Source organism: Gracilimonas sp. (genome assembly GCF_031581265.1).
Classification (GTDB): domain Bacteria; phylum Bacteroidota; class Rhodothermia; order Balneolales; family Balneolaceae; genus Gracilimonas.
This window is the reverse complement of sequence record NZ_JAVLBQ010000001.1, coordinates 98,560-110,969: the sequence shown is the minus strand read 5'-3', so window position 1 is coordinate 110,969 and position 12,410 is coordinate 98,560. Positions and strand designations below refer to the sequence as shown.

10 protein-coding genes are annotated in these 12,410 nt (G+C 41.5%); 7 read left to right on the top strand and 3 right to left on the bottom strand.

Annotated features, from left to right (window positions below; genetic code table 11):
- Positions 1-68: 68 nt before the first annotated feature.
- Both RI561_RS00400 and RI561_RS00395 read left to right on the top strand, forming a co-directional pair.
- Positions 69-1,388 carry an inositol-3-phosphate synthase gene (locus RI561_RS00400; RefSeq protein WP_395078229.1) on the top strand — a complete coding sequence of 440 codons (1,320 nt, stop codon included), beginning with the start codon at positions 69-71 and terminating at the stop codon, positions 1,386-1,388.
- 3 nt (positions 1,389-1,391) lie between these two features.
- Positions 1,392-2,135 (top strand): NTP transferase domain-containing protein, encoded by a 744-nt coding sequence (locus RI561_RS00395; protein ID WP_395078228.1) that lies wholly within the window; start codon positions 1,392-1,394, stop codon positions 2,133-2,135.
- A gap of 16 nt (positions 2,136-2,151) precedes the next feature.
- On the opposite strand, the gene RI561_RS00390 is transcribed toward RI561_RS00395, so the two are convergent.
- On the bottom strand, positions 2,152-3,192 hold the full coding sequence (locus tag RI561_RS00390; protein ID WP_395078227.1) for a hypothetical protein: 1,041 nt from the start codon (positions 3,190-3,192) through the stop codon (positions 2,152-2,154).
- Positions 3,193-3,510: 318 nt separating this feature from the next.
- Between RI561_RS00390 and RI561_RS00385 the strand changes: the two genes are divergently transcribed.
- The 5 genes from RI561_RS00385 (at position 3,511) to RI561_RS00365 (ending at position 11,214) form a co-directional block, all read left to right on the top strand.
- Positions 3,511-6,009: an RND family transporter gene (locus RI561_RS00385; RefSeq protein ID WP_395078226.1), complete on the top strand. Its 2,499-nt coding sequence runs from the start codon at positions 3,511-3,513 to the stop codon at positions 6,007-6,009.
- Between the two features lie 674 nt (positions 6,010-6,683).
- Positions 6,684-6,875, top strand: a complete 192-nt coding sequence (locus tag RI561_RS00380; RefSeq protein ID WP_395078225.1) for a hypothetical protein — start codon at positions 6,684-6,686, stop codon at positions 6,873-6,875.
- 649 nt (positions 6,876-7,524) lie between these two features.
- Positions 7,525-8,484, top strand: a complete 960-nt coding sequence (locus tag RI561_RS00375) for a hypothetical protein (protein WP_395078224.1) — start codon at positions 7,525-7,527, stop codon at positions 8,482-8,484.
- 545 nt (positions 8,485-9,029) lie between these two features.
- Complete coding sequence (locus RI561_RS00370) at positions 9,030-9,443, top strand: hypothetical protein (RefSeq protein WP_395078223.1); 414 nt, start codon at positions 9,030-9,032, stop codon at positions 9,441-9,443.
- 199 nt (positions 9,444-9,642) lie between these two features.
- Positions 9,643-11,214, top strand: a complete 1,572-nt coding sequence (locus RI561_RS00365) for an NAD(P)/FAD-dependent oxidoreductase (RefSeq protein ID WP_395078222.1) — start codon at positions 9,643-9,645, stop codon at positions 11,212-11,214.
- Between the two features lie 136 nt (positions 11,215-11,350).
- Here RI561_RS00365 and RI561_RS00360 read toward each other — a convergent pair whose 3' ends face one another.
- Together RI561_RS00360 and RI561_RS00355 are read right to left on the bottom strand one after the other, a co-directional pair.
- A complete protein-coding gene (locus RI561_RS00360; RefSeq protein ID WP_395078221.1) occupies positions 11,351-11,737 on the bottom strand; it encodes a type II toxin-antitoxin system death-on-curing family toxin in 387 nt (128 codons plus the stop codon).
- The gene (locus RI561_RS00355; RefSeq protein ID WP_395078220.1) at positions 11,734-11,955 is read right to left on the bottom strand and encodes an AbrB/MazE/SpoVT family DNA-binding domain-containing protein; all 222 of its coding nucleotides are present in this window, start codon (positions 11,953-11,955) and stop codon (positions 11,734-11,736) included. Before RI561_RS00355 ends, RI561_RS00360 begins: the two co-directional genes overlap by 4 nt.
- Positions 11,956-12,410: the final 455 nt, after the last annotated feature.

Below are 12,410 nucleotides of genomic sequence, written 5' to 3'. Positions count from 1 at the left end.
AGCTAACATAACTTAGCCAAGTTATTTATCTTTGCGCTGCACAAAATTTCATCAATAAAATATTTCGAATGTCTACAAAAAACAAAAATGCCACAGATGATGGTAAACTTTTAGTACTCACACCCGGCATGGGGGCCGTTGCTACCACATTCATAGCCGGAGTTGAATCTGTGAGGAAGGGTTTATCGAAACCTATCGGGTCTTTAACTCAAATGCAGACCATACGGTTAGGGGCTCGTTCTGAGAACAAAAATCCATTGATTAAAGATTTTTTACCTCTGGCAAGTTTAGATAATATTGTTTTTGGCGGCTGGGATGTAAAATCTGACAACGTGTATGAAGCTTGTGAGCACGCACAGGTACTTAAACCTCAGGATATTGATCCTATTGCAGACTTCTTAAAAGAAATTAAACCTATGTCTGCTGCTTTTGAGCAGAAGTATGTTAAGAAGCTTGATGGTCCGAATGTAAAAGACTTCAAGAATAAAAAAGACTTAGCTGAGCAACTTCGAGAAGATATTCGAAATAAAATTGAGGAAACAGGTGCAAGCCGAGCCGTTATGGTATGGTGTGGTTCTACGGAAGTATATCAGTCTTCATCAGAGTGCCATATGTCGGTTGAGGCTTTTGAGAAGGGAATGGAAAATAATGATGAGTCTATTGCCCCGTCTCAGCTATATGCTTATGCAGCCATCATGGAGGGAGTTCCCTATGCAAATGGCGCTCCAAACCTTTCTGCCGATTTCCCGGCCCTTATTCAGCTTGCTGAAGAAAAGGGAGTGCCCATTGCCGGTAAAGATTTTAAAACCGGTCAAACCTTGATGAAAACAATTTTAGCTCCCGGCTTTAAAACACGGATGTTAGGAATTCGAGGCTGGTTCTCAACCAATATTCTCGGAAATCGTGACGGTGAGGTTTTGGATGATCCTGAGAGCTTTAAGTCTAAAGAAAAGACAAAATCAGGGGTATTGGATACCATTTTGCAGCCTGATACCTATCAAGACCTTTACAAAGACCTTTACCACAAGGTACGCATAAACTATTATCCACCCAGAGGTGATGAAAAAGAGGGTTGGGATAATATTGACATTTTTGGATGGATGGGGTACCCCATGCAAATTAAGGTAGATTTCTTATGTCGCGATTCTATCCTCGCAGCTCCTATTGTTCTTGATCTCGCACTTTTCCTTGATCTTGCCAAGCGCAAAGGTAAAGGCGGTATTCAGGAATGGCTGAGTTTTTACTTCAAGAGTCCACAGGTGGAAGACGGACACGTGCAAGAACATGATATCTTTATTCAGCACTTCCGCCTAAAAAATACCCTTCGTGTGATGGGAGGGGAGAAGCCGGTAACGCATCTTTCCGAAAATTACGATAGCTACAAGTAAGCAATGCCAAACCAAATTGATGGACGAACAGGTGTAATTTTAGCAGCCGGATTTGGATCTCGTTTAGCCGGAGTTGATGATGAAACCGATCTCAAACCGCTAACAACCGTACACGGAATTCCCCTGATATACCGAACGATTCGAAGTTTAAGCATAGCCGGATGTGAGAAAGTGGTAATTGTATTGGGTTACGGATATGAAGAAATAAAAGAAGATATCCTGGCGTCATACACCGGTGAGACTCCGATCACATTTGCTAAGAACGAACAATATGATCTCAGTAACGGGATTTCGGTTTTAGCTGCTTCCCCGCAAGTAGAAGGAGAGTTTGTATTAACTATGGCAGACCACATTTTGTCTGATGAAATGATGCTTTTGGCAAAGTCTCACAAGCCTCCAGTGGATGGAGCTACTCTCTTGGTGGACCATAAAGTTGATGAAATTTTTGATATGGATGATGCCACTAAAGTGCTTTCAAAAGACAATAAAATTAAAAAAATAGGTAAGCAGATTACTGAGTATAACTGCATTGATACCGGTGTTTTCATTTGCACACAAAAGCTGATGGAGGCTATTAAAATAGTGTATGAGAAAAAGGGAGATGCTTCACTATCCGACGGAATTCAAACATTAGCCGACCGGGGCAGGATGCACACACTTAATATCGGTGATGCTTTTTGGCAGGATGTAGATACTCCGGAAATGTTGGCACATGCAGAAAAATTACTTGAAGCTGAAGAAAGCTGATTGAATTTAGCTTCTTTCAGTCTGTAACCATATAGTAGAAATAACCGGGTTTAGTGTTATCAATATTTATGGTTCCGTTCATTTCAATAAGCTCGCCTCCAATCACCTGTTTTGCTAAGAATTTCTTGAATCGTCCTAATTCATCTAACATGGAATAGGTGTTGTAGTGTTTATTCACTTTTACGTTGAAGGCATCCATTTGATAGGGGTTAATCACAATCTCTTCATCAAGTTTTACAGTGGATTTAACCTGCTCGATTTCAGAGGGGGTTAACATGGTAGCCATGCCATTTTGATATCGCACTCCGTACCCAATTGGAGTTTTAGAGCCGGCCGCATTGATAGTTATAAAATGAAGGAATAATCCATTTTCATCATCACCGTATTTAATGCGATAACTGCGATCCATGATTTCAGTGGATAAATTATTCTGATACATACGATCCATATATGCGGTACCGATAGCTTCCACCTTTTCGCCGTTTATTGAAACCGATCCTTTCACTTTGGCATGGGGAATTAGCAGGTATAGGCCAAGTTCATTAGAGCCAAAATTATACACGCCATCACCTAATACCTTTCCGGTGGCGATATCGTACAAGCTAAGGTTAAGCTCATATTCAATGCCGTCTTTATTGCCATCAAATGAAAGCCGGTGTTCATTCTCAAAACGGCCTTTTGCCCAATAGGGTTTATCGGGATTTAAACGTATGTAATTACTGTCCGGTTCATTAATAAAATCTGCTGGACTATATTCTTTGTTAACTACGTATGTTTTCCCATCCTTCCATTGAATGATTAATTTTGCCCCTGTTACCCTTCCCTTAAACGAACCAAAATCGTTAATTGAGAAAGCATATATAACCTGCATGCCATTCTCCAATTGTATGTGGTATGTCCACAACTCATTAAAATATTTTGAGGATATATTTTCAGCCGCAAAATCCTGACTTGTAGCATCCCGGAAAGTACCCTCTGGAGTAGAAGTTCTGTTTTGTGCCGAGACAATTAAAGGAAGAAGTAGTAGGGAAAGAAATCCCGTCAGCTTGAAGTTCATTAAAATATTATTACTTGATTTGATAAATGATCGATGAATAATTAGGTAAATTATCGGCTGGTTTTTACATACTGAATAACAAATAAGAAAGAAGTTTGTTGTAAGCTAAGTGATAAAATTAAAAGATAATATCTGTATCGGATAGAAGTATTAATATAAAATTAAAGTTCCACAGCAGATGTTATATAAATCTAAAATAGCTTATTTTTGAACGATTTACTTTAGGACGAATAAATTGAATTTGGAATTATATGCGTTCTTTAGGGCTTTTAAATAATCAGTTTATAAACGAATTAAATACCAGAATTTCATTTATTAATGAAAAAACTTCTTAAGACTTTTAAACCCATCCTCGAATTCAATTATTCACATCCGTGGTGGGTAATTTTGACTTGCATCTTGCTTGCTTTTGTTGGTGGATATTATGCACTCCAGTTAAAAGTAGATACCGATATAGCTAATCTCCTGCCGGAAGATCATCCCAATGTAGTTGCCTTAGATACCCTGAATGCAACTGTAGGGGGTGAAACGGCAATGGAGGTTGCCATTAAATCTCCAAGTTTTGAAGCCAATAAAGCTTTTGCTGAAGACCTGATTGAGAAATCCCTGGAGTTGTACTATCCCCGAAATGAGGATTTCTTTTTCGAAAGAGCTGAGTTCAGACGAGAAACGGAGTTTACCCAAAATAATGCCCTGTATTTAGCCAGTAATTCTGAATTAAATGATATCATTGGGTGGCTTGAAGATGAAATAGAACAAGCCAAAGAGGAAGCCAATCCCTTTTATTTCGATCTGGGTGATGAAGAGGAGGAAGAAGAAGATACCCGCACCGAAAATTTCCAAGACAGCTACAACACATTAGTGCCTTCCGAATACCCCATCAGTCCGGATAGTACGGTAATGGTTATAAAACTGTTTCCTACCGGTTCTAAAAGTAATATTCAATACCTGGAAGATATGTTCCAGGAATATGATGAGCTACTGGCCTCTTTGAATCCGGCAAGCTATCACCCCGAAATGGAGGTTCGTTATGGAGGTCGGTTGAAGAGGCACCTCGAAGAATTGACTTCTATTATGGATGACGTAATGGGGAGTTTCGCTACAGGTATAAGTAGTGTCATTTTCCTTGTTATGTTCTACTTTTTTATCAAGAAATATCTTCACTACCGCAAGGGAACAAGGGGAGAGGGTAAATACTCGGTGTGGTCACACTTAATCAGGATGCCGGTTCCTGTTCTCATTATTGGGATACCACTGCTTATAAGTTTAGTGTGGACTTTCGGTATCACTTATTTTTATTTGGGGATGTTGAACACCATGACCTCCGTCCTTTTTGTGATCTTGTTTGGCTTGGGGATTGATTACGGAATCCATTTCTATGCACGATATATAGAGTTACGATCATCAGGTATGACGGTGAGAGAGGCCATTTTTGAGACCAATGAGAAAACGGGAGAGGCTATTTTGGTTTCGGCTTTCACCACTGCAACAGCTTTATATATTTTGATGTTTGCCGATTTCAGAGGATTCTCAGAATTTGGTTTTATATCCGGAACAGGAATCCTGTTGGCACTTTTTGGGATGCTTTACATTTTACCTGCATTATTGGTGATTTTAGACGAACGGCTGAACTGGATTTTGATAAGCGCCAAAAAGAAAGAGGATCAAAACGGCCCCCATCGATATCCGTTTTCACGCGCTATAGTTATAGTAGGAGTAGTAATATCGGCATTTGTAGTGGGATTTAGCGGGAATTTAAGCTTTCAGTATAATTTCAGCGAACTGGAACCCACCTTCCCAGAGTATGAGGAGTTTAAAGAATTTTCGAAAAATGTAGACGATTCAAGCAAAAGGAATCCGGCCTACATTGTAGCTGAAAACAATGAGCAAGTAGAAGAAATAGCGGCAATACTCAAAGAACGAGCACGCACCGATACCACTTCTCCAACCATTGAAAGTGTAGAAACCCTGCAAGAGCGATTTCCAACCTCTGAACAAGAAGTAGAGCAAAAACTCGATAAAATAGCACAGGTCCGAGAGCTGCTGCAAGATCCTTTTTTGGTAGATCGTGAGGATGAAGAATTAGACAAACTGCGACAAGCTTCCAAAACAACAGAGCGCGTTTCATTAGAACAAATTCCTGATTACCTCAAATCACGGTTTATAACCAAAGACGGGGACGTAGGGCGTTTCGTGATTGTTTATCCCTCGGTGGGTTTATCCGATGGACGACAATCTATCGCTTTTAAGGATGATGTGGGTGTGGTGACATTAGACGACGGATCAGAGTTTTATGCAGCAAGTACCTCTATAGTAGCGGCCTCTATGCTAGATTTGATGCGAACTGAAAGTCCCTATATGGTAGCAGCTACTTTTATCTTCATCTATTTCTTTATGCTGTTTTCCTTTCGCTCATTTCGGTGGTCGCTGATTGCGATGTTGCCGCTGCTGGTGGGATTACTTTTCTTGTTTGGCATCATGATGATTTTTGGATTGCAGTTCAATATCTACAACCTGGTGGTGCTTCCGGCAATTTTGGGAATTGGGGAAGACAGTGGGGTTCACCTGGCACATCGGTATAGGGAAGAAGGGAAAAACAGTATGTGGCAGGTGTTATCGAGCACCGGGCAGCACGTTACCATGGGGTCTTTTACGACCATGCTGGGTTTTGCCGGACTTTTATTTACCACGCATCCCGGTCTACAATCCATTGGCGTTATGGCGGTAATTGGGATAGGGATGACTTTACTGACTTCCGTTACTTTATTACCCGCCCTCATTCAGTGGTTGGAAGACAAAGACTGGATTCGTTTTTAGGGTTTTTTGGAAATATCGATAGACCGATTGTCCCGCTCGTTCCCTCCTCGTTACAAAGCTCCGGCTTTGTAATGCATTCAGGGAAGCTCCAGCTTCCAGTTAACTTCTTGTTCTTGGCAGTTTATCGTGAATGAGATTGAGTATTTCTGTACTTGAATTTAGTACATACTCTCTTTTAGTGTATCTCATCTTGTTTGTGGCCGGCTTCTTTGTTCATTTTTTCTTGATACAAAACGAACCAAAAAATCAAGGCGGGCGAAAAAATAGCTAAAGCTGACTTCACTCCGCTAAATGAAATCAATGCTCCATAGTTGGGCTTGCAGGAAATCTGAGTACCATGCGGTATGATTTCATTTTTAACGCTTCATTACGTCATCTTCTTAACGCTATTTTTTCTAAGGCCGAAGAAGTTGCAGTGGCCAATGGGCTATACGGTTCGTCGATCTGTCGTAACTCATCATGAACTCACTGATAGCATGTACTGCACTAACGGAACGGAATTGATTTTCCTTTCTCAGTAGAATTCTGCACATTCCTGAGCAGATATTATGCGAAATAGGAAGGGAAAAGATCGAGTAAAAGCAGCAAGAATTTTTCCGCCCAGAAAATTTCCTCGTTCGTACTGTAGTATGTTAGTCAGCTTATAAATAAAATAAATTGGAGTGTTTACAATCATGGAAGACAAGAAGAATAATAAATCGAATCAAGGTGTTTCGGGCGGTATCTATGGACTGGGCTTTATCGGAGCATTGGTGTACTACATAGGTAATGCTACCGGATTTGTGGGAGGCGTAATAGGATTTTTAAAGTCTTTGGTTTGGCCTGCTTTTTTGGTTTACGAGCTTCTTAAATATCTTGGCGCATAATATTCTATTTGCCTTTAGCCGCCTTCTCCCTCCTCGTTACAAAGCTCCGGCTTTGTAACGCCCTCCCGGAAGCTCCATCTTCCAGTTTTAAAAACCTAAATCACAAATCGGTCATTCGGTCTATCGATCTGTCACAAATCATCGTGAATTAGATCTGATCATATAACTGTGTACTGCCTTGCGTTTAATAAATGTTGTCCTTGTTTTATCCACTTGCATTTAGCCGGCTTCTTTGTTCATTTTTTCTTGATCCTCCGGTAGTCGGACACATACAAAACGAACCAAAAAATCAAGAAAACACAAGATATTTGAGGTCCCAAGCATTTAGAACTTGATTGCTTACCATCCTTGGTTCCGTTGATAGATGCTTTCCCGGTGTTTTCGGTACACTATCATGCCCTCGTTACAAAGTTCCGGCTTTGTCACGCCATCTCGGAAGCTCCTGCTTCCAATTCTGGAAATCTAATTCACAAATCGGTCATTACCCTGGTTTTGCTTGTTCCGAAAGGCTCTTTCGGAATATCTGTTCGGATCGCCGGTCCAAAGTAGTTTATCAAAAGCTGCGTTGTTAATTTGCTTTGGATCGCTACTAGACTTTTATTAGAGCTCATTTCAATTCTTAAATTAATCTTCTGAATAAGACCTCCGGATGAAACCAGATATTCAAGTAGGTGCCATAAATTTTTGGTCGATAATTATTGTGGGGATACTTCTTTGGGGCAGCTGTGATACGGATGAACCAACTCATACGGATACAATCGAAGTTTCCGGTGGTAAGAATATGTTCGAAACGAGTGGATCTGAATTATCAGGGATAAATCGCGTTTGGTACTATCGGCCTTCCACCGTTGGTGATTCCCTGCGATTGGTTATGGTACTCCACGGCATGGGACGCAATGGGGAAGATTATTTGGATTCGTGGATACCTTTTGCCGATGAGAACCGGTTTCTTGTGGTAGCTCCTGAATTTTCTGATGAGCAAATAATTGGATTTGTAGGATCACTATCTACAGGTGGCTTTGAATATCGATATGCTACAGGTAATGTTGTATCGTGGTTTTCATGGAACCTCCCTGAGAAAGATTGGTATTTCAGTTCTGTGGAACAACTCTTTGACACGTTTCGTCGCTCTGATTCCCGGGTGATGGATCGTTATGTCCTCTTCGGACATTCAGCCGGCGGTCAGTTCGTCCATCGAATGGTTCTTTTTAATCCTGATGCCCGCTTCGATTTGGCTATTGCCGCCAATTCCGGATGGTACACGCTGCCCGATAGTGAACAGAACTATCCATACGGACTTTCGGGTGCTCCCAATTCGCAAGACCGACTCAACCGCTCGCTTCAACGCCCACTTGTAATTTTTCTTGGGACGGAAGATACGCCGGACCAAGGTGGTTTTCGCACGCGCCCTGAGGCAATGAAGCAAGGGGAGTCACGGCCACAAAGGGGTAAGCATTTTTTCGACTTTGCCCAGAGAGTTGCCTCAGAAAGGGGACTTCCCTTGAGCTGGCAACTTAAATATGCAGAAGGTATAGGTCACAGTTACAGGGATATGGCTGAAGCATCGATTCTGCTCATTCAAGAAAGGGGATTGATACCAAATGAATAGCTATTCTTCATTTTAAAACAGATGTTTAAGGGCTAATTTCATTGCCTTTAGCCGACTTCCTTGTTCATTTTTTCTTGATAAAAAACGAACCAAAAAATCAAGAAAACACAAGATGGTTGAGCTCTCAAACATTTAGGACTTGATTGCTTACCATCCTTGGTTCCGTTGATAGATTCTTTCCCGGTGTTTTCAGTACACCACCCCCTCGTTACAAAGCTCCGGCTTTGTAATGCCATCTCGGAAGCTCCAGCTTCCAGTTTTAAAAACCTAAATCACAAGTCGGTCATTCGGTCAAACGGTCTATCGCAAATCATCGTGAACTCACCGGCTACATTTGTTGCACCTAAATAATTGATTTTTCTTCAAAAGAATTCTGCACATTCCCAAGTAGATGTTAGGCGAACGACGATGTGGATAACATCCCTAAAATCACATTATGCGAATAGGAAGGGGATAGAAATCGGCTGAAAGCGGTTTTTTTTCGTTCGCACTAACAATGCCCTCGTTTGCATAATATTATGTTATACTCACAAAACAATGATGTCATGAGGAAATTAAGCTTTTCATATTACGTACTTTTATCTGTCTTAGTAACAATTACTGGTTGTGATATTTTTTCTTCCAATAGTGAGCTTTCTCAAACCGAAAGAATGCTGATTGGAGATCCTTGGGAACTTTCTTCATATGAAGTACAAAATGGCCCTACTGGTGATGGTTTCGGAGTTACTCAAGAATTCCACTTCTTGGAGGATAACAAAATGAAAAGCCTAGTTAGTGGAAATGAACGTACAAGCAAATGGGTTTTCCAGGAAGATGAACGTCTAATTATTATTTACCAAAAGTTTCCTTGGGAGGAAAAAGTGATTGAAATAAAAGTCGACAAAGTCACAAATATTCAGCTGACACTTAGTTTCCGCAATTTTGGTTATGACGTCATAGCACAATTTTCAAGAGAATAAGAAAACTCAGTATCACCCGCGCATTAACGCGGAAGAACCTCGCCCTCTCTTGCTCGTTTTGTTTTCTTTGCATCATATAGTAAACTGAAAATTAAATTTACGTTTGTCCGTGCGCCAGTTCGTCATACCCACACCACACTTCAAAACAGCACCCCCATTTCCCTTTAGTTAAAACCGACCAATTCCGTATTTTTGGGATATGCAGAAAGAACTACAGATACGCGTATTACCGGAAGTGGCAGGAGAGGCTCAAAAACTTCATCAATACCTCATTCAGAAAGAAGGGCTGGCTGAAGATGACCTACGTCATGTCGAGGTGTTAAGACGATCCATTGATGCCCGGGCGCGACAGGCCTATTACAATCTCAAAGTCAGACTCTATATCGGGGAAGATTATGAGCCGGAGGAAATCACCCTGCCGTATTACCCAAACGTAAGCAATGCGGAAGAAGTGATTATAATTGGTGCGGGTCCGGCCGGGTTATTTGCAGCCCTGGAGCTCCTTGAGCAAGGACTAAAGCCCGTGATTATTGAACGTGGGAAGAATGCCAAAGATCGTATTCAGGATTTGAAGGGGATCAATGTAAAGCATGAAGTCAACGAAGACTCCAACTATTGTTTTGGGGAAGGCGGAGCAGGAACCTATTCCGATGGAAAATTATACACCCGTTCCAAGAAAAGAGGGGATGTGCAAAAAGTGTTGGAGCTGTTGGTTGGTTTCGGAGCGGTTAAAAACATACTGGTGGAAGCCCATCCGCATATAGGGACCAATAAGCTGCCCAAAATTATCGCCAACATGCGTGAATGTATTCTGCAGCACGGCGGTGAAATTCATTTCAATACCCGGGTCACAGATCTTATAACCGATTCATCTTCTATCAAAGGCGTTGTTGCACAAGATAGCACCACCTTTAAAGCTTCAAGCGTTATTTTAGCCACCGGTCATTCTGCACGTGATATCTTTGAATTGCTTCACCGCAAAGGCATTGAGATAGAACTTAAGCCGCTGGCCGTTGGGGTAAGGGTAGAACATCCCCAGGCACTCATCGACTCTATACAATACAACTGTGAAACCCGTGGCGACTACCTGCCACCGGCCGCCTACACCATCGCCAAGCAAGCCGGAGATCGTGGAGTGTATTCATTTTGTATGTGTCCCGGAGGCGTGATTGCCCCTTGTGCCACTTCACCCGGAGAGATTGTGACGAATGGGTGGTCATCCTCAAGACGAGCGAGAGGAACAGCCAATTCAGGCATCGTGGTAGAACTCAAACCCGAAGATTTCAAACCTTTCGAAAAATACGGTTCGCTGGCCGCTATGGAGTTTCAAAAATCCATTGAACAAAAAGCCTGGGCAGAAGGAGGGAAAACCCAAACCGCGCCCGCTCAGCGACTCAAAGATTTTGTGGAAGGTAAAGTATCAGCCGATTTGCCCAATACTTCGTATGCCCCGGGTATTACTTCGGTTGAATTGGGATCAGTGTTGCCGGATTTCATTCATAAAAGCCTCAAAAGGGGATTCATAGAATTCAACAAAAGCATGAGGGGGTATTTAACAAATGACGCTGTCGTCCATGCCCCGGAAACCCGAACTTCCAGTCCGGTTAAAATTCCAAGAGACCCGGAGACTTTAGAGCATGTACAAATCAAGGGATTATACCCCTGTGGCGAAGGAGCCGGATATGCAGGCGGTATCGTATCAGCGGCGATGGATGGGATGAAGTGTGCAAAGCGAATACGTTTGAAGACAAAACCACCATACAAGGAGTGACAATTTAAAAATACATTATCTACCCAAGTTGTCCCCCGGAGCAGGAAATGAGTCTCGATCTTGTTCAAGCGTCTCTCTTGGACCAACTTGTTTGCTAATTCAACCACGCGGATTAAGAATGAAAAAATTTAATCGGTCACATTTTCTTTGTGTTTCTATCAAGAAATTTAGAAAGTTCATCTTTGCTAAGTTTGCCATTCGCTAAATCCATGATTACTGCATATAATTTTTTCTTGTCAGCTTTTAACCGATACCCATTCACAAAAAGAAAAGTATAAATTGCTACCAAGGCAGTTCTTTTATTACCGTCAAAAAAGGGATGGTTACTGCAAATGTGAAAACCATAGGCGGCAGCCATTTTATAAATTGAGTCGTGGACATACTCTCCTCCAAAGCTAGCTTGAGGTTGTGCTAAAGCTGATTCTAATAGATCATGATCCCTAACACCAAGTTTTCCACCATACGTTTTTATTTGATCTTCATGAAATAGTAAGATGGTTTTCTTATCCAGAAATTTTATCATTTCGCGAGTTCTTTAAAGACCTCTTTATAATCCTTATTGGATTCACGGTAAGCTTCAGCCCATTCTTCGAATTCTGGATCTACAGGTTCTAATTCAATATTTGAACCACTTTTAGTGATTGTGATTTTATCTCCCTGTTTGAGATGGAGTTCATCAATAAGTTGCTTTGGGAGGGTAACTCCAAGGCTATTTCCAATTTTTCTGATTTTTGTTTCCATAACAGTATTGTTTAAAGGAATGTTATAATTTAAATCTCAAATGTGCAATGATAAAGTTGTCAGGTGATTTAAGAGAGACTCCATTGAGAAGAATTTCTACCGCTGACTTGGCAGGTAGTATTAGTCATTGAAATCCCTCGTGTTCGACAGGCATTCCCTCCACGGCCCGGCATTCACTCGGCATTGTAGATGTTAGATAATTCGTTAACAAATGTTGGTAAAAAATGAAGTCTCCCCTTGAGGGGAGATAAATCAGTCAGTTGTTCCTGACTGATTTTGAGGGGTGTTGGCGCCAAAGATAGTTCAGCCTAATACAACTCAGATTTAGAGCTATTAGGGAAAATGAGACTGTAAAGGTAATGTTGCCCTTGGCACCAACACCCTCCGCCAGACTTCGCATTCGCTCAGTCCAGCACCTCCCTCAAAGGAGGACTTTACCGTATAACTCGAAAAAA